The organism is Exiguobacterium sp. 8H, from assembly GCF_902506255.1.
GTDB lineage: Bacteria > Bacillota > Bacilli > Exiguobacteriales > Exiguobacteriaceae > Exiguobacterium > Exiguobacterium profundum.
On the sequence record NZ_LR733447.1, the window covers coordinates 1 to 17048 of the forward strand.

Here is a 17048-nt window from a genome sequence, read left to right on the forward strand (position 1 = left end):
ATTCATTATTATGTAAAAAGATGTTATTTATATTCAAAGATGAATTTGATTACTCTAATATTAACAAATTATAAAGCTGATAAGTAATTAGCATAGGACTTTGAATAGTCCTATGCTAATAAAAACTAGATTAATCGTTCTATATTTAACAATGCAGTTCTTGATGAAAGTTCTTTTTCTTCTTCGAGCAACACATCATACCAGTTATTTTCAAGCGATTTCAGGACCGCTCTCTCCAAGCGATTGGTTTTTTCAAGATGGTGTAAGGGATGTACGGCACTTTCTGGGTCGAAGTGACCGCTCACCAACGGTTGATTCGGTAAGGCCATTGTATAAGCCACAAGCTGATCTTCACTGAAGTCATGATTATTGGCGACACCGAACTGTTGAAACCTAAGACCTTTGTCATGAATATACATGAGCGGCTCATCGACACGATCTATTTTCAGGTTTGTCTCGAGGGTCGCTTTTGCGTTCAGATAGGATTCCACTTCCTCAGGAAATACACTCTGTACGGCATGTACTCGCTCATAGAGTGTGAGGTCGGTGTCTTTCCATCCCATACGCCGATTTAGCTGCTCGATATATTCAAGTGGGGTCTGTTCCTTCTCATGCTCTAAGGTGTGAACATTTTCTAAATGTGACTCGATATGGTCAAGGAAGGTCGCGGACGTTTGATGGACCTCTTGCAACAGCTGTTCTTTGTCGAGTAGTTCCTTGTCTTTCGTCCAACCGGCCAGATAAGAGAGCGAGAAGTCATCCGTTGGGAACCCTAGTTGATGGGAGACGACATAAGCGACCATCTCGGCCTGGAACTCCTTCTCGGGTGCCGTGAGCGGTTGGTCTCGTTCAAGATTCCGCTCCTGGTTGTGCAGCTCCGCGTGGGCGAGCTCATGGATCAGGACGCTGATGTCCTCAATCGATGTGTTTCGCGGGTTCAAGGCAATCGCATGTAGCTCCGGATAGTAACAACCCTTCGCCGTCCCGATCTCGTCGAGCGGTTCCTCCAATAGCGTCACATTCCGGGCATCCGCGAGCGTCGTCAAGGCGTCACGGATGTCTTGTTCGTTCTCGAGCCCGCCGTCTCGGTGATACCGTTTGAAGATGTCCGAGACCTCAATCCCTTTCTCGCGCGCGTCGGTCTGCGTGTATTCGAACACGTGACCGATTTTGAAGTACATCATCTTACGTGACGGGATTCGTCCTTGTTTCACGCCGTCCTTGATTGGCTTGGGTGCCTTGCTGAGCGGCACCCATTCATCTTTGTGCAGGGCGTACGTTACTGGGTTCGGGACGAACACCTTAATGCCACGCTCACCTTTTTGTACCTGTGCCCCTTGCTTCTCCCAGAACGGATAAGAGCCGACCGCGACCGCTCCGGGGAACTGGGACTCGATCAAGATCGCGTTCCGCATCGAGTATTGATGGAACTTGCCGAGGAACTGCAGATGTTCCCGAATTTTTTCTGGGCTCTCAAAGTAGCTGTCGATCTGTTTTCCCATTTGTTCCGTCAAGGCCTCGAGCTCGGCCTTCCGTTCTTCGTTCGTCTTCATCTTGGCCATCGTGTCAGACTCCTTCCTTCAACAAATCGGTGACAGATTCTTCAGTATCCGTAAATTCATTCAGTTCACGTTCGAGTTGCGATGACGTATCTGAAATATCGAGTAACAGCCGTGTTCGCTCGAAATTGACGGGAAGCAAGACGACCTCGTCTTGCACGACGGTGGTCAAAAGTTGGTGCTCGGAAACGGACACCGGGATGTCGTACCGTTTTCCATAAATAAGGACCGTGACGGTATCAAATTGAAGCGTCAACAGTTGTCCCATCGTGAAGGGACGGTCAAGTGGTTGCATAAGGTTCATCCTCTCTCAAAAGTTAGTGTGTCCTTCTTCTGTTTTTGGTGTTCGATACGTTCCTGGACGACACGTTCCGCCGTCGCGAGGAACGTCGGCTTAAACTGGTCCGTCGTCATGATGTCCTCGATGCCTTCGGTCTGCAGGAGCGCCTGAAGGAGCTCTGTCAGAATCTGACCGTGACGGTCGGAGCGGTTCGCGGCGAGACGGATCCGCTCGAGTTCCGTCAATACCTGCTCGTTGATCAACTCCTCCATATGATGCGAAACCTGTGTGCTGATCGAGCGGGTGAGGAACTGCATGTCCCACTTCTCGTCAGCCAGTTGTTTATGCTCGTCTGCGATATGGTCGATAACCTGACCGAGATGACCGAAGCGTTTGTCGTCGGCGAACTCTTCCAAATACGCGACCGTCTCCGGCTTCAATCGAAGACGGATCTGTCTCAACTCTTCCATCGTCCTCCCTCACTTTCCATATTCGATGTCCCGTTCCAACTGTTCAAAAGCACGTTGGTTCTTCAAATGTTCGAACTCATCGTTCATGTGTCGCTCGATCCGGTAGAGTGATTCGTTGAATATCTTTTGTTGGTTAAATGCGCGTCGGACCGGATGTTTGAGGGCTTCATTTTTCTCAACTGTCGCCTGTTCTTTTGACAAGTCTCGCATCTCAAAGAGGATGGCATTCCCCATCCGGCTGTAGAGGTCCTGTCGTTTCGTCGTCCGGTACCGCTCGGCCTTTTCCGTGTCGCCGTAGCTACGACGATGGAACGACACTTCCTGCTCGAGCCGCTCGTTGAAGGCTTGGAACTCTGATTTGAAGTGAATGTCGATGTAGCGGTCGGTCAGGCGGTCGAGTGATTCACGGATCGGCTGCATCCCGTTCATGTTGTAGCGCCACTGTCGTTTGTCTTCCGGCAACCGCTCATAGATGTCCTTGAACTGACGGACGAGTTCGGGATGCAGGACACGGTTCGGGAGCGTTTGAATCTTCCGGTTCCGTTTATGGGCGACCAGTTCGTCTCTTATGAACGCGTTCAGTTTCTCCTGTTCTTTCGTCCGGTCAGCGAGGGAATGGATGACCTTCGACTTCATCAGCTCGATCGATTTAGGTTTTCGCTTGCCACGCTCGCGCATGTGGCTCGTCTCGACGATGGCGACATGCACGTGGATATTGTCGGTGTTGTAATGCACGGCACCGGTCCAGTAGGCGTGGACCATCTTTTCTTTTTGGAGCATCGAATCGACCGCGTTCCGCGTCGCCTGGATCAATCGTTTCTCGTCGACGAGGTCATCGTGGAGCACACCGGTCTCGCGCAGCCAGGCGTTGTCGAACGAGATGACGTCCTGCCAGAGGATGCTCCCGTTCTCTTGCGCATGCTTGAAGATGTCGCGGACGGCGCGACGTTTTTCGTCGTTCAATCGATCTTCCTCGCGTGTGAACAAACCACTCGATTTCGTCTCGTCTTCCATATAGTCGTGATACGTCTCGAACTGTTCCCGACTGTCTTTCGCGTCCGGTCGATTGATGTAGTCGAGGTACGTCGTGTAGCGACGCGACTTCTTTTTCGTGCCCGGCACCTTGAACTTCGACTTGATGACGACACCCGGCGTCTCACGCATCCTGCATCACCTCACTCAACAAACGGGTCACCTGGGCGAGCTCGTCCGCACTCCGTTTCAAGTGGAGTGTGTTCGCCTCGAGCTGTCGTTCGAGTCGCTCGACCTGCGTCGATTGGATGCCGTTCGCGCACCAGGAGGCGAGCAATTCTTTCAAATATTGTTGCCGGGAACGGTTGTGTTCCTTCGCCCATTCATCGATCTGCTTCACGATGACGGGGTCGATGTCGCGGAGTAACAGATCCATCTGCCTGACCACCTTTCTAGAGGATACATATTGCCAACGTTCGAAAAGTTCATTCAAAGAGCATAAGGGGAAACTGCTATCACTTGTCGTGATAGCCCAGGCAGAGCCTGGGGTTTCCGTGATATCACCAAAAGTCCGAAAACGGCACGAAATGTGCCAGTAAAACCAGCGATTTGGCACGAAATGTGCCACTTAAATTGATAGTTCCCGGAGCCGAACACGCAACTTGTCATGCTTTTCTTCGAGCGCTACGACCGACTGTTCGAGCTTTTCAAGTTCTAGTGTGAGCTCGTCACGCTTCCGGCCGAGGTCGAAAATCTCGTTCTCCTTTTCGACCTGTTCGTCGAGCGAGAGGTAGGGAAGTTCTTCTTCGAGTTCCTCTTTGTCACGGTCGAGTCGCTCGATTTGTTGCCGTTGTGCTTCGACCGACTGCTGTGCTGTTTCCAAATGCCGTTCGGTCTCCGCGAGCTCGTCCTCGACGAATAGTCTCGTGAAAGTTGTCTCGTCAGATGATGTGTGGCTCGCCTGTTGGATGGTCCGGCGGTCGGCATAGAGTGACGTCAAAAGACTGTTCTCCCGTTCCTCGGATGTGAGTGTGTCGATCGATTGTGACTCATCCAATCCGTAAATCCGGACAGCGAGCTGGTCGAAGTCGCTCGGCACATCTTTCAATTCGAGCACGTATTGATCGTTCCGGTCATACAGCACCATGACTTCCTTCTCGGAATCCGGACGTGCCTTATAGACATAGCGGAAGAGATGATCGTTCGTGTTACCTGGTGCTTCATTGAGCGAGAGTCGGATGCGTATTGTCTTGGCCTCCGTATCGTAACTGGACGCGTGGAGCGTCACGGTCTCCCCGTTCGAGAGACGGATTGCCTCGTTGATCGGCGTCTCATTGACCGGTGCCTCCTCGGCGAAGAAAAACGACGAGGTACCGAAAAAGAGGAAGCCGACGACAAAGAATACGCCGAGTACGAGGTAGAACCGGGAGACGTTCTGGGTGAGACGCCGTCGTGTTTGTCGTCGCATCTAGATTCCTCCTTCCGATGTCAGGTCTTCCATTTCGGTGACGACCAAACGTCCTTCGATAGACTCGAACGTCAGGGCCAACAGTTCTTGCGTCGTCTCTTCATAACCCGTCTCGGTGATCCACAGGTGCTGTTCGAACCGTACGAGGCAATCTTCTTCGGAGACAGAAGGGAACACCTCGATGTTGCGGACGGTCGTCTCGAACGTGCCGACGTCACTGCCGTCAGCGGCGAAGAGCGTGGCCGCGAGTTCCTCCGACATGACGTCCTTCGCCTGTCGTTTCTGGGTCGTGTAACTGTCCTTCGTGATGGTGAAGGCGTACTCGACGAAGCGCGTCGCGCGTGTCGTCAGCTCCTCCATTCGTTCCGTCTCCTTTGAAGCGACGACTTGTTCGGTGTCCGCTGACGTATCCTCGGAGGTTGCCGATTCAAGGGAAGTGGCGCTCTCATTTTTCGTCTCACTAGGGTCTGAAATACTCGTGACAGCCGTCGCTTGTTGATAGAAAAAGGCGTTTGCCGCGAGTGAAATAAGAAGCAGTACCCCGAACAGATATGCGAGGTGACGTGCGGTGAAGTTCATTCTTCCTCCTCCTTTCCATACATCCATGACTCAAAATCCGAAGACCGGGGCGGGGTCGATATGACCGGACCATTCACCCGTCTTGATCTCGAAATGTAGGTGGTTCCCGCTCGAACGGCCGGTCGTGCCGCAGTACCCGAGCGCCTGCCCAGCGTCGATCTGTTGCCCGGTCTGGACGCCGAGACGACTCAGGTGCGCGTACGCCGTGATGTAGTTGTCGTGTCGGACTTGGACGAGATTGCCGTACGGTCCGCGGTTCCCGCTATAGATGACGGTGCCGCTCTTGACCGCGTGGATCGTGTCGGACGGGGTGCAACTGAAGTCGATACCGGTGTGGTTATCCCGTTGTCCGAAGACGACGCGCCACCCGAAACGCGATGTCACGTTGAGCGGGATGGCGAGCGGGGAACGTAACCCCGACAACAGTTCTTTCGTGATGACCCCGTCGGCGACGGCGATCGGTGCGAGGTATTTCAACACCGCGTCGACGTATTCGATGTCCCCATAACAGGCACCGTACTGGACCGCGCTCGGACGATGACAGCGGTAGATGCCGGTGTGTTTCACGCGTTGGTACATCATTTGGGAGAACGAGATGGCGAGCTCTTTCGAGTACCGTCCTCCGTTCTGTTGCACATAGTCAATAAAGCCGCCTCCGAAGTTGTAACTCTGTAGCGTGAGCTGCACGTCACGGTTCGCCCGTTCGAAGACGGCGGCGAAATGTTCGACGCCGTAGACGATGCTCTCCTCGGGGGAGGTGATGCATCCGATGCGTCCACACTTCGATTCGCTCGCCTGCATCGGGTCGTTCCCGCGTCCGCCGCTCTCCTGCATCATGAGCGCGAGTACGAGGTTCGTCTGTTCGGCCAGTCCGTGCTTCGACAGTTCCGATTCGACCAAGCCCCGATATTGGAGTACCTGGTCGCTTACCTGTAGACCTCCTGCGGTATTGAACGTGACGTCGGTCAGTTGTTCGTTCTGGACACCTGTGAGCGTGTCGAGGATTCCGACGACGAGGATGACCAGGAACAACACGAGTGCCGTGATGCCGAGCAGGATGAGCCGCCACTTGAGCATCGCAAGCTGCCATTTCGCTGTGACGGCGAAGCGGGCCGTCCGTTTCGCGGCCGCCCACATCAGGCACCCCCACCGAACAAGACGAGTTCTTCGGGTGCGACATCGACGTCAAAGATGAGGTTCTGCACGCCGGAAATGCTGAGGACGACACGCCCCGTCTCGAGCGAGGGGATGATCCGCATCTCGGAATTCGAGAGTTGGCCATCAAACACCGTCTGGATGATTGGGATGCTCTCCGCGTCCTGTTCGCCGATGATCTTGTATTGCGTAAGCTGGAAGAGCGACTTGACGTTCTCCGCGTTCTCGGACTTCGATCCGGCCGGCACGAAGTCGGTGATCAGATGCGACACGAAGAAGATACCGCCGAAGTACTTGCGCGCCTCGCGCATACAGCGTTGCAGATACAGGATGGCCGGCTGCGCGATGTCGCGCGTGTTGATTAAGTGGTGTGCCTCGTCGATGACGATGAGGTACTTGCATGCTTCTTCCGTCCGGAGCACGCCCTGGTTGTAGGCCTTCAGTTGACTCGATCCGTTGGCGATCATCCCGTCCCACAGCATGTTCATCAAGGAGAACACCTGCGCCTGGAACACTTCGTCGCGCAGGCTCGTCAGGTTCCGGAGCGGGAACGAGACGATGAGCTCCTCGTCGAACCGGTCGATCGAGGAGTGCCCGTCGAAGATGTTGCCATAGTTGTGGACGAGGTTCGTGACGGCGAGCTCGATGTTCTCGAGACGCCGCACCCGGTTCGGGCTGATCGCCTCCTTGATCGAGGTGCGCGTGTCGTCCGTGTAAAGTTCTCGACGCACGAGTTTCAAGAAGTCTGAGAACGTCGGGTACCGGTTCGCCGGATGCGTCGTGATCGGCAGTTCGCCTTGTTCGTCCCAGAGCCCGTGCCGGACGTACAAATCCCGGAGCAGGATCTCGAACTCGTTCGTTTCTTCCTGCGTCGCCGCCGGGTTGATGTAGTGATAGAACACGGACATCTTCGAGAGATGCTGCATGAACGAGAGTGCCTCGTTGGCGCTGCCGTCGTTGTTCGTCACAGTCTTATAGACATGGAGCGGGTTGATGAGCCCGGCCGACCCGTCGAGCGCAATCTCTTTCCCGCCGAGCTGGCGCACGAGGTCGGAGAACTCGCCCGTGACGTCGAGGATGCGGATCTTGTTGCCCTTGATTGCCTGGTCGAGCACGGTTTTCTTAAGAAGTGTCGACTTTCCGGACCCCATCTTGCCGATCATGAGCGCGTTATAGAACTTGCGCTGTTTGTCCTTATGGAACAGGTCAAAGATGACGCTACCGTTCGTGTCGGTCGTCCCGTAATACGTGCCGGTCGCGTCCTGGAGCGACGTGAAGTGGAACGGATAGCCGCCGGCGATGGAGAGGGACGGGATCTCTTTCCCACGGCGCCGGTTCGGGAGCTTTTGTTGCTGATCATAGCTCGTGAACAGGCTCTGCCACTCCCATTCCTGTTCGTTCAGGAAGATTGTCGAGCGGAAGTTCCGAGCCTCGAGTTCTTCCATCACTTCCTGCACCTTCACCTCGAGCGCGTCGAGCGTCTTCGCCTTCACATAGAGGCGCAGATGCAGATATTTCATCGTCTCGCCTTGGGTGATCTGTTCGTAGAGCTCATTCAGCTCCTTATATGTCTCCCGAGCGTCGATGCGGTCGATATTGTCTTTCGCGTTCTCGAAGCGTGTGTTCTGTTCGGCCATCGACTTGTTGATGGTCTGGATGATTTCACGTTTGTCGGCTGTCCCGATGTCGAGCGTTGTCAGGACGCCCGGCATGTTCAGAATCGGTTCGAGCCAGTAGTCATAGACGAGCGACTGATATTTATAGACATGGAGACAGGACAGGTAGCCGTCCCCGAGCCGGACGAAGTTGGCGTCGAACTTAATGCCACCCTGTGGCTGGATCTTGGCGATGACGTCGGGGTTATAGCCTTTCTCGATCTTGACGGTCTCCGGGTCCTGTTGTTTGGATAACTTGGCACGTAGGCGCTGCCACATGCGCGTCACTCCTTTCTTCAGGCGTCGAGTTGCGGTTTCGTGTTCGGGTTGTTCAGTTGGTAGAGTACATGGACCTTCTGGTCGAGCGTCAGCTCGCGCATCGGGTTCGAGCGTCGGAGCAGTTTATAGAGGTGTGTCTTGCGTTCCCGTAGCGTCCGCTCGTCTTCGGCATAAAAAAAGAGGAGATAATCGCGATTGGTGCGATGCTCCTCGAGGTATTCGAGCTCCTGCTTCTTCTTTAGTAGGAAGGGCAGGTAGGCCGGTGTCTGATTTTGTCGAATCTGTCGTTCGATGCTGATCTTCTGCCGCTCGAGATTGAGCGGTGTGTTCAGTGGCACGACCTTGAGCGGGTGCGTGTACGCTTGCAGAAGATAGGCGAGCGAGAACACGTCATGGTCTTTTTCCTCCTCGTTCAGTGAATAGATATCTTTCGAGGTGAGCTGGACCATGTCGAGATAGGTCCCGTCGGGCATCTCGAACGCCTCGGTTCCGGTGATGTCGACGACCGGCATCAGTTCGGCGACCGTAGGTTTGACGACGACCTTATCTTTGACTTTCCGTTTCTCGACAACGTCCTGTTCGTCAAGCCAGGTGCCCGTGCGTCTCGGTTCTTGTAGCGACTCCTCGATGAAAGCCATCTCAGTCACGTCCTTTCGTGTGCGCGTCGAGCGCGAGATAGGTGTCTTTCCGTTTGATGAGCGCGTAATAGAGCGCGTGGACCATCCGCTTCTGCGGGTTCGTCGCCGGACGGAGCACCATGAACAGTCCGAAGATGATGAGGAAGACCGTGAACGGGATGTGCAGCACCGACGGGATGAACGGGAGCGTCACGAGCCGGAGCACGATGAGCCCGACGAGGAACAGGAAGTCATGAAGATAGAGCATCTTGTTGATCTTGAGCTCGGTCGTGACCTCGTTCGGGATCCGGTATTTGCGCATGGGTCATCACTCCTTTTTCTTCATGTTGTCAGATTGTGGTGGCGAGGTCGGATAGATCCGTCGCGACTCTTCATGGTTATGAGTATGGTCGTGTGTCTGATTCTCACGCACCTGTTCAATGACCTCGGTCTCGACGTCGAGCACGGTGTCTTGATGGATGGTCCGTCGGGCGCGTCCTTGGCGTTTCTCTGTTGTCGAATCATTCGAACCCGTCGTAGAGGACGAAGACGAGGATGAGTCGCTTGAAGGTGGTACCTCATGAGGTGTCGGTGTCGTCACATCATTTCGGTCTACTGATTCATTGTGACGATGGCCTGTTCCGGATGTGGTATCGGTGGACCTGGTGACCGATTCGATGGTAGACGAAGTAGGGACTGGAGAATGACCAGAGCTTGAATGATTGTGAATCGATTCCGGTCTTTGTGTCTCTGATAACCTTGTTTGATGGTCGGGTCCGCGTTCGACATTTGATTCAGGGTTCGTCGCATGAATCGATTCGGGAGACGGGCGGCCCGACGCTTCCTTCCCATGTGGAGAGCTTTGCGCTTCAGGTTCTGATTCTTGACCACTGAGTGGTTGTGCAACGTCCTTCGGATTTGTCGATTTGTCTTGATCAGGTTGAGTACGACTTGCGGTTTGATTCGCTTGAGCGATACTGTCTGGAGCGTTTTGTCTCTCGGCGTCCATCCGCTGTGAAGCTTGGCTCGCCGCATTAAGCGGTGTATCACTTTGCGGCATGGCATTCGAGTCCATCCGAGCCGTTGCGGCCTCATGGAGCGAGGGCATCTTCGGTGCGCCTTGTGTGGCACGGGCGACCTTCGATACCGCGTGGGCACCGGCCGAGGTCACGCCTTTCCCTGCGGTATAGGCGCCAAGGGCGACACCCCAGCCCCGTTTGAGCCCGGCATCGATCCCGAACAGCCGCTCGACCATGTTTGGCCCATCGATCAAGGCGATCGAGAAGGCGATGAGGGCGATCAGATAAGCGAACCCGTCCAACGTCTCCGCGAGATAGGCGGTCCCAATCGTGTACAGTTTGATCGAGACGAATATTAGGATGATCACGAGGAACGTGTTCAAAATGCTCTGGATGACCTTCTTCGTCTTTTGACCACTGTGAAGGTCGGCTGGGGCGACGAGAATCGCTAAGACATAGTTGAAGGCGAGCTCGAACGAGAGGCGAGCCAGTTTATAAGCAATGGAGAACAGCGTGAAGCCCATAATCCCGAGTGTCACGAAGATGGTCAACCAGTTCGGCTGATAGCGGTAGTAATACTGGTTGTTCCATTCGACGCCACCTTGGTCGAGTTTCGAGGTTCCCATCGTTTCACCATTCCAGGTCAGTTTGGACTGAGAGATTTGTTCGCCAGTTCTTCCCAAGCGAAATTCATTACTATCGAATACCTCGTTGATATCGATATTTCGTAAATGACTTTGAGGCAGAGAGTTCAAAGCCTCACCTTCCAAACCGGAAAAATCGTTTCGGTCATATTCAATCAAATCATGAATGTTTTCTTGTAGAATCTGATTTGATATCGATTCATTGGAAGAGTTTTCGCCAGAGCTTTGAGTTGTGAAATCAATCGCGGTATCACTGAATTCACTTACTTGCGTCATCGTTGGAGATAATAGTCCGAGAATGAGCAACGTGATAAACAGATTGATTAAAAATCCTTCCCGATCAAATTTCTTTTGAAAGATGATGAGGTAACCCGTGAATAGGAAGCTAGCAGCTAAAAGAACGTACAAAAAAGGTTGAATCGTAGAAACGAATTCAACCACTTGAGAGTTATTAAAAAATGTTTTCGTTAGTAATATGCTGTCAGTCACTTTTTCAAGTCCATCAATTAATACTGCTAAGCCACGTATTAAAATCCAACCCATTGAGCGGAGGGCATCCAGTACCAATGTACTGAGACTAAGGATATCAGTGAACTCTTGTAGCTTGTTTACGACTTCGTTATCACCCATAGAATCCCTCCATTCAGAGGCTATTTAATAAAAGTAGTGACTTGATCCTTTAATTCATCTTCTGTAAGGGCAGATACATTTAATTCACGACTGATTTCACCGTCAGTCATCTCGTACAATCTGCCACCTTTAAGTTCAGGATGTTCTTGGGTAGAACGTTCTTCAAGATCTTCCCCATTAGGCTGAAACGGATTGAATAAGAGAACGTCTTTCTTTTTTTCCGTGGCGACTTCTCGCACAGTATCAACGTAATCCCCTTCATTACCTTGACTATCGCTGTCTACAAGAACGTATGCACTTTCTTGCTCAGTTTTAAGATCTGCAATTTCTTCAACAGAAGTCGTAGAAAGATAATTCGAACTTTCAGTACCACACGATGCTAAAAGTAACGAACTTCCGAGTAGGACACCAATCAAGATTTTCCTCATAACGTTTACCCCTCCGTCAGACGATTTTCCCCTTTAGTAGATCCGCGACTTTCAGGTTGACGCGGAAGTCGAACTTATCTATTAGTGTAACAGTTTTTGGGGTGTCTGAGGTGTCGTCCTGATAGACGGTCAGAAAGCCGTCGGTCGTCTGGATATTGAGCACGTCGCCCCGTTCGAGGCGGACGCGCTGCGTCTCGATGATCCTCGCGACGACACGCAATTCGTTCTGGATTCGCTTCTCTCTCGCACTCTCGGTCATGGGTTCGGCCTCCTCTCTACGGTGTGCCTTGCTTCAGTTTCTCGAGTCGCTTCGCGATCATCGTACTCAAAAAGCTCTTCTGACTGTCAGTGACGTCGTAAACTCCTAGGTTCAGGTTCGTCTCGAACTCAGGGAGGGGCATCCCTCCGATGTCATGACCCTCGAACATCGAGCGGAGGATGCTGTCCTGAAGCACGTCACATACCGTCAAGGACTTTTCTTCCTGATTTGATGGCGTATTCGCTTCCGTCGCGTCTTCTTTCTGCGTAAAGCGGATTCGAATCTGTTCGAAATCGAGACCGGCGTGACGGCAGGGGATGTCGATGTCATGAAGGGAGCGATCTGTGTCAAAATCGTCCGCCAAGTACTCGTAACGGTACTTCATCGCCGTCCTGCCGTTCAGGAAGATCGGATACGACTGGATACGTCGTTTCTTCGTGTCCTGACGCTTGATGACACGGATGATGAGCATCTCGCCCTCTTTGAGTCCCATGACCTCGGTCGCCGTCATGAGCCGACGGCCGTCCACGTTCTCCGTCTTCGATTTCTTGAGCGAGAACGTCTGTCCGGAACGCGATTTGGTGACGATGGTCGCCTCACCGAGTTTCTTCGAGATCAGTTCGGCGGTCGATTCGTCCGCGGTCAACAGATAGTGCGTGTTCCCACAGTTGCCGTCAATCGTCTTCCAATCCTCTCCGTATAGGTTCTCGAGTTGGGAATAGGCCTGGATGACGAGGTTGAAGCGCATGTTCCGACCGAGACAGACCGTGATGATGTTGGCCATGCCTTCGATCGGCGGCATGTTGCCGAACTCATCGAGAAGGAAGACGACCTGACGCTCGCATTTACCCTGTTTCGTCTGCGAGGCGACCCGGGCGAGCGCCGTGTACACCTGTTTGATGTAGAGCGACGCGATGACGTTGAATGTCGGGTCATAGTCCGGTACGATGAGGAACACCGCCACGGGACGGAGCTGGTACATCACTTCACGGATCTGTATCGTCCCGTCGACTGCGTAGTGGAACCGTCCACTCTCCGCGTCACGCGCTTCCAGCTGGATCGTCGCAGTGCTTGAGTCGGTTGAGATTTGAACGACGTCCCCGATTTGGAGTGGTGACGTATGGTATACGATGAAGCTACCGTCGTCATCCGTCGTGAGCGCATGGGTCGTCCCGTCGGGGAACATGAACGTGAGCCGTGTCAAAGGCTCGCTCCGTCCGCTGATCCAGCGGTTGAATCCGATGCGTCGCATGTCGAGCGAGTTCATTGACGTCAGCTTTCCGGTCCCGTTCAACGTGAAGATCCCGAGCTTCGCATTCGTATTGGCCAGGATACTCGCTCGTGTCTGACCACCAGAGAAGTGGAGCGTCGCGAACTGGAGCCGGGCGGGATGGTTCTCCGGGAATCGCTGAAAGAACTCGTCGAGCGCGGAGATTTCCTGACCTTGTCGCGTGACGACTGTCCGTGAGCCGAGGTCCGAGAGCATGAGAGCTACGTTGTACATGTTGATCTTCTCCGGCGTGTCCTTTGCCTCCTCACAAAGCCCGAGGATGAGCGCCGTACACAGGTCGATCGATGAGTTGGCCCAGAACGGGTCCCGTGCCTTCGGGTCATGGTACAACATAAACGCGACAGAGCGTGCATACTGTTGGGCGAGCGAGTAGTTCTCCTCGAGAAACGCGTCGATCGTCAGTTGCAACAGGTTGTACGACATCGATTGGAGCGGGTTCATCAGGTTCAACACCTCGACCTGATAGCCACGTTTCTCGAGCGTCTCCTTTGAGGCGGCAAAGAGCTCACCTTTCGGGTCGTTGATGATCAGGCTCGCCTGGTCACTTGCACGGCTGTATAGGTCGATTGTCGAGAAAACGAACGTCTCGCCCTTCCCGGATCGGGTCGTCCCGATGACGAGGTTGTTGACGAGCGAGTCATCGATGAACAGCTCATTCTTGACCCGTCCGACGGGGACGCCGCCTGATCCGCTGTATTGCTTCTTCCGGTCCGGGACGCGACGATACTGTTGCTTCAGTTCATCGAATGAGGTGAAGCGGGCGCTCCCTTTCTGATCTTTCCGCAGATCCCGGAAGTTCAGCCACACCTTGCCGAACACGACCACTCCGATGAGCAGACTGAACGCCATCAGTCCGAGCAAGACGGTCGAAGAGGGAAGACTCACCTCCAAGAACAAGGAGGGTGAGAGCGTCGGAATCGTCGTCCCGGCCAACAGCCCGTCTTGTACGATTGGGGCCATGATTTGTCGAATGATGTTGTAGACCCCGTTAAGCAGATAAAAAATCCCGGCCGGCACCACCAACAGGCAGAGCAGTGCGGGGAAAATCAGACGTATCGGGAATCGTGGTGATCGAGACTGAGTTCTCAATTATTTCACCTACCTTAATCTGAATAAAGAATTGTTTGCAGTTTAACTTCTTCTGCAGCGATAGCGACTTGGATCTTCTCACGGGCCGAAGTGTCCTTACTAGAGGTCTTCTTCAATTTTTCGTTCAGTTCGTTGATAGTAGCCGTGATGTCTTGATAGGTGTCGACTTTTTCTTGAACGGCAGAATTGTTCGTTTTGGACGCCCAATCGTTCGCAGCCTCGATGTCCTTGAGAAAGAGATAAGCGGTCACTTTCGCCGAGACGCGGGGAGCAGTCCATTCTACATTTTCCGTTTTGGCCACGGTCTCATGATCACGTTCCAGTGTGGCGATATCGAACGCACCCTCATCGGTCGGATTTGACGCTTGGAAGTCCTGGAGCCGTTCCAATTTCTCCTGATCGGATAGATTGAGGCCGGCCAGCTTCGTCTCGATTAGGATAGGGTCATCCATGAGCTCGAGTGTTTTCTCGTCTGCGCCTTCTGCGAGATAGAGGTCGACCAATAGAATATCCTCTTCATCGGACCGGTCTTTTCGTTCAAACAATTGTATCAGCGAAGATTCCTCGCCTTGGAGCGCCTGTTCGTAAGCATCCAACCATATCTGTTCGACATCCGTCACCTGTTCGGCGTGTGCCTCTTTATCGATGAACCATTGCGCGGCAGTGAAGAGTGAGGTGAATAGAATCCCGATCGTGGCCGCCCCATAGATGAGGCGGCGTTGCAGTCGGGTCAGGCGTGACTGATAGGTCGACGACCCAATTGGGTTCGATTTAGAGGACGGGCGCTTGTAGTCTTCCAGTGTCTCGGACTCGATCTCGTCGAGGATCCACATTTTCTTCGCGTTGTCCTCTTTCTTCGTCCGGATTCGTTGTACCCGATCCTTCACTTGATGATACAGGTTCGGATACGTTCCTTCGGTTCCGAACGTGAACGTCCCTCGATAGAGTAACTCATCTTTCTGGTCGAAGAGCCGGAAGTCACCGGAACAGCTCGTCCCTTCCTCGCTACGTGCCTGGTGCAGATCATGGGTCACAACGACCGCCTCGGCGAAGGTGAGTCGCTCATAGTTCTGAATCCGTGTGTCCGGCACGTCGGTGAATCGTACAAACAGCATCTTGTTCCTCCTCTCGTTTCAAGCCACAAAAAAAGCCTTCCGATTGGAACGCTGCGTAAGTGTGCATTAGAATTTGATGTTCTGGTCGACCATCTCGGCGAGCGTGAATGCGCCCATGACGATGATCAAGCCGACCGCGCCCCCGACGAGCCAACCGACGGCCTTCGACCGTCCCCGATCCCCACCGAAGATGAAGTAGAAGCCCCCGATTGCGAAGGCGATGGCCGCGGCGATGACGGCGAGTCCCTGGAAGAACTGAAGCAAGCTGAGCCCTGTCTCATTGAGTCCCATGTCGTTCTCCTCCCTAGTCCTGGTGCGCCGGCGACTTGAAGCTGAGCTTCGCCTCGAGCGCCTCCAAAATGAGTTCCTGGTTGTCCTGGATGACCTGCTGATGTTGTTCGTCGAGCCACTCCTCATAGTCCTTCCCACGGATGCGTAAGAGTTTCTCGGCGAAGCTACGGTTCTGTTTCTGTTCTTTTGATGCCACAGTACACACTTCCTTCCCTTGATCTCGTGATGTGCAGCAGCACATCATTAAGGACAGTCGGATTCGGTGCGGTGGGTTTCTAGCCGTTCTCCCACGAACTCCGCTCCTCATGAATCTAAGGAGCTGTACAGGGTTTTTCGATGACCCGGAACGATGCGGTGACCTTGTGGCGAGTTTTAGGCGACTCTCGCCGAACCATCTGTGCGTAGATCCCGCCCACCCGGTCACTGGTGAGGGACACGCCGGTATGTGACTGGAGGAGACCATCCTTAAGGATGTGCTACTGCGTCGATGTCGATTACTGGCGGACTCTTTTTCGCTTCTTGACATGGATGAGCTCGTCATCCGGGTTCTTGCGCTTGGCGAGCACGTGGGCGTCACAGACGACCGTGCGGATTCGATAGTAAAGTTGCGTCAGCTGGACCGCCTCGCCGCTCGCCTTTTCGATGCCGATGAAACCATGTAATTCATACGTCTTCCCGTCGAACGTGCGGACCGAGTCGGCCTGCGGCAACTCCTTCAGGTCGAACCGACGTCGCTCGAGCTTGGTGACGGAGCGCTTCGCCCCGTAGCCGAAGTCGATGGCGTCCCACGGCACCGTCGCGAGCGTATGTCCGAACGCACGGGCCAAATGATCGATGTCAGCGATCGACGGCACCGAACGGTTCTGTTCATATTGGCTGATGGCGGGCTGTGAAATCTCTCCAAATGTCTTCTCTGATAATTCGACCTGTGACCAGCCTGAGAGCCGGCGATTCTCCTTCAACCACTCCCCGAATCGATACATAAGCCTTCCCCTTTCTGTAAACCAGAGCGGCGACCAAACAAATGTTTCCTTTTGTTGGTTCCAATATAACAGGAGCAGACTCAAAAATCATCAGTTTTCTGATATGTCAGAAATTTTACAATTGACGAAATTTGTCGAATTTGCTTCATGCAACGGATAGCGAGCAGTAGTAAATCGATATTTTCTAGTTTTGTTGCACAACTGTAAAAATAATCTCTCGATTATATAAACATAGTAACTGCTATTTTGATTTAAAGGATTAGGT

General features: G+C 53.3%; 19 protein-coding genes. All 19 read right to left on the reverse strand.

The annotated features are described in order from the left end of the window. Positions 1 to 125: 125 nt before the first annotated feature. Entirely contained in the window at positions 126 to 1562 is a 1437-nt protein-coding gene (locus tag GVY43_RS15465; RefSeq protein WP_159563754.1) for an ImmA/IrrE family metallo-endopeptidase, read from the reverse strand. A 4-nt stretch (positions 1563 to 1566) separates the two neighbouring features. Further along, positions 1567 to 1854 carry a hypothetical protein gene (locus tag GVY43_RS15470; RefSeq protein WP_159563755.1) on the reverse strand — a complete coding sequence of 96 codons (288 nt, stop codon included), beginning with the start codon at positions 1852 to 1854 and terminating at the stop codon, positions 1567 to 1569. A 5-nt stretch (positions 1855 to 1859) separates the two neighbouring features. Then, complete coding sequence (locus tag GVY43_RS15475) at positions 1860 to 2309, reverse strand: hypothetical protein (protein ID WP_159563756.1); 450 nt, start codon at positions 2307 to 2309, stop codon at positions 1860 to 1862. Between the two features lie 9 nt (positions 2310 to 2318). Further along, positions 2319 to 3473 (reverse strand): MobP2 family relaxase, encoded by a 1155-nt coding sequence (mobP2, locus tag GVY43_RS15480; RefSeq protein ID WP_159563757.1) that lies wholly within the window; start codon positions 3471 to 3473, stop codon positions 2319 to 2321. Next, a complete protein-coding gene (locus tag GVY43_RS15485; protein ID WP_131469365.1) occupies positions 3466 to 3717 on the reverse strand; it encodes a hypothetical protein in 252 nt (83 codons plus the stop codon). The genes mobP2 and GVY43_RS15485 overlap by 8 nt, the downstream gene beginning before the upstream one ends. A 192-nt stretch (positions 3718 to 3909) precedes the next feature. Next, positions 3910 to 4749, reverse strand: a complete 840-nt coding sequence (locus GVY43_RS15490) for a hypothetical protein (RefSeq protein WP_159563758.1) — start codon at positions 4747 to 4749, stop codon at positions 3910 to 3912. Further along, entirely contained in the window at positions 4750 to 5328 is a 579-nt protein-coding gene (locus GVY43_RS15495; protein ID WP_159563759.1) for a hypothetical protein, read from the reverse strand. It lies immediately after the preceding gene. A gap of 30 nt (positions 5329 to 5358) precedes the next feature. Next, positions 5359 to 6465: a lysozyme family protein gene (locus GVY43_RS15500; RefSeq protein WP_159563760.1), complete on the reverse strand. Its 1107-nt coding sequence runs from the start codon at positions 6463 to 6465 to the stop codon at positions 5359 to 5361. Continuing rightward, complete coding sequence (locus GVY43_RS15505) at positions 6465 to 8417, reverse strand: VirB4 family type IV secretion system protein (protein WP_159563761.1); 1953 nt, start codon at positions 8415 to 8417, stop codon at positions 6465 to 6467. Before GVY43_RS15505 ends, GVY43_RS15500 begins: the two co-directional genes overlap by 1 nt. A 17-nt stretch (positions 8418 to 8434) precedes the next feature. After that, positions 8435 to 9055 carry a hypothetical protein gene (locus tag GVY43_RS15510; protein WP_159563762.1) on the reverse strand — a complete coding sequence of 207 codons (621 nt, stop codon included), beginning with the start codon at positions 9053 to 9055 and terminating at the stop codon, positions 8435 to 8437. Between the two features lies 1 nt (position 9056). Further along, positions 9057 to 9356 (reverse strand): DUF5592 family protein, encoded by a 300-nt coding sequence (locus tag GVY43_RS15515; protein ID WP_159563763.1) that lies wholly within the window; start codon positions 9354 to 9356, stop codon positions 9057 to 9059. A gap of 6 nt (positions 9357 to 9362) precedes the next feature. After that, the gene (locus tag GVY43_RS15520; protein ID WP_159563764.1) at positions 9363 to 11327 is read right to left on the reverse strand and encodes a pLS20_p028 family conjugation system transmembrane protein; all 1965 of its coding nucleotides are present in this window, start codon (positions 11325 to 11327) and stop codon (positions 9363 to 9365) included. 20 nt (positions 11328 to 11347) lie between these two features. Further along, a complete protein-coding gene (locus GVY43_RS15525; protein ID WP_159563765.1) occupies positions 11348 to 11755 on the reverse strand; it encodes a hypothetical protein in 408 nt (135 codons plus the stop codon). A gap of 16 nt (positions 11756 to 11771) precedes the next feature. Beyond that, complete coding sequence (locus tag GVY43_RS15530) at positions 11772 to 12014, reverse strand: hypothetical protein (RefSeq protein ID WP_159563766.1); 243 nt, start codon at positions 12012 to 12014, stop codon at positions 11772 to 11774. A 16-nt stretch (positions 12015 to 12030) separates the two neighbouring features. Beyond that, on the reverse strand, positions 12031 to 14394 hold the full coding sequence (locus GVY43_RS15535; RefSeq protein WP_159563767.1) for a VirD4-like conjugal transfer protein, CD1115 family: 2364 nt from the start codon (positions 14392 to 14394) through the stop codon (positions 12031 to 12033). A gap of 14 nt (positions 14395 to 14408) precedes the next feature. Then, the gene (locus GVY43_RS15540; protein ID WP_159563768.1) at positions 14409 to 15509 is read right to left on the reverse strand and encodes a hypothetical protein; all 1101 of its coding nucleotides are present in this window, start codon (positions 15507 to 15509) and stop codon (positions 14409 to 14411) included. A gap of 66 nt (positions 15510 to 15575) precedes the next feature. Continuing rightward, the gene (locus GVY43_RS15545; protein ID WP_012390467.1) at positions 15576 to 15800 is read right to left on the reverse strand and encodes a hypothetical protein; all 225 of its coding nucleotides are present in this window, start codon (positions 15798 to 15800) and stop codon (positions 15576 to 15578) included. A 13-nt stretch (positions 15801 to 15813) separates the two neighbouring features. Next, positions 15814 to 15996, reverse strand: a complete 183-nt coding sequence (locus GVY43_RS15550; RefSeq protein WP_021065836.1) for a hypothetical protein — start codon at positions 15994 to 15996, stop codon at positions 15814 to 15816. A 298-nt stretch (positions 15997 to 16294) separates the two neighbouring features. Further along, positions 16295 to 16783 carry a helix-turn-helix domain-containing protein gene (locus tag GVY43_RS15555; RefSeq protein ID WP_159563769.1) on the reverse strand — a complete coding sequence of 163 codons (489 nt, stop codon included), beginning with the start codon at positions 16781 to 16783 and terminating at the stop codon, positions 16295 to 16297. Between the last annotated feature and the right edge of the window lie 265 nt (positions 16784 to 17048).

What these genes read in the sequence shown, in the direction of transcription:
- GVY43_RS15465 (WP_159563754.1), bottom strand. Translation starts at nt 1,562, where the DNA reads ATGGCCAAGATGAAGACGAACGAAGAACGGAAGGCCGAGCTCGAGGCC.
- GVY43_RS15470 (WP_159563755.1), bottom strand. Translation starts at nt 1,854, where the DNA reads ATGCAACCACTTGACCGTCCCTTCACGATGGGACAACTGTTGACGCTT.
- GVY43_RS15475 (WP_159563756.1), bottom strand. Translation starts at nt 2,309, where the DNA reads ATGGAAGAGTTGAGACAGATCCGTCTTCGATTGAAGCCGGAGACGGTC.
- mobP2 (WP_159563757.1), bottom strand. Translation starts at nt 3,473, where the DNA reads ATGCGTGAGACGCCGGGTGTCGTCATCAAGTCGAAGTTCAAGGTGCCG.
- GVY43_RS15485 (WP_131469365.1), bottom strand. Translation starts at nt 3,717, where the DNA reads ATGGATCTGTTACTCCGCGACATCGACCCCGTCATCGTGAAGCAGATC.
- GVY43_RS15490 (WP_159563758.1), bottom strand. Translation starts at nt 4,749, where the DNA reads ATGCGACGACAAACACGACGGCGTCTCACCCAGAACGTCTCCCGGTTC.
- GVY43_RS15495 (WP_159563759.1), bottom strand. Translation starts at nt 5,328, where the DNA reads ATGAACTTCACCGCACGTCACCTCGCATATCTGTTCGGGGTACTGCTT.
- GVY43_RS15500 (WP_159563760.1), bottom strand. Translation starts at nt 6,465, where the DNA reads ATGTGGGCGGCCGCGAAACGGACGGCCCGCTTCGCCGTCACAGCGAAA.
- GVY43_RS15505 (WP_159563761.1), bottom strand. Translation starts at nt 8,417, where the DNA reads ATGTGGCAGCGCCTACGTGCCAAGTTATCCAAACAACAGGACCCGGAG.
- GVY43_RS15510 (WP_159563762.1), bottom strand. Translation starts at nt 9,055, where the DNA reads ATGGCTTTCATCGAGGAGTCGCTACAAGAACCGAGACGCACGGGCACC.
- GVY43_RS15515 (WP_159563763.1), bottom strand. Translation starts at nt 9,356, where the DNA reads ATGCGCAAATACCGGATCCCGAACGAGGTCACGACCGAGCTCAAGATC.
- GVY43_RS15520 (WP_159563764.1), bottom strand. Translation starts at nt 11,327, where the DNA reads ATGGGTGATAACGAAGTCGTAAACAAGCTACAAGAGTTCACTGATATC.
- GVY43_RS15525 (WP_159563765.1), bottom strand. Translation starts at nt 11,755, where the DNA reads ATGAGGAAAATCTTGATTGGTGTCCTACTCGGAAGTTCGTTACTTTTA.
- GVY43_RS15530 (WP_159563766.1), bottom strand. Translation starts at nt 12,014, where the DNA reads ATGACCGAGAGTGCGAGAGAGAAGCGAATCCAGAACGAATTGCGTGTC.
- GVY43_RS15540 (WP_159563768.1), bottom strand. Translation starts at nt 15,509, where the DNA reads ATGCTGTTTGTACGATTCACCGACGTGCCGGACACACGGATTCAGAAC.
- GVY43_RS15545 (WP_012390467.1), bottom strand. Translation starts at nt 15,800, where the DNA reads ATGGGACTCAATGAGACAGGGCTCAGCTTGCTTCAGTTCTTCCAGGGA.
- GVY43_RS15555 (WP_159563769.1), bottom strand. Translation starts at nt 16,783, where the DNA reads ATGTATCGATTCGGGGAGTGGTTGAAGGAGAATCGCCGGCTCTCAGGC.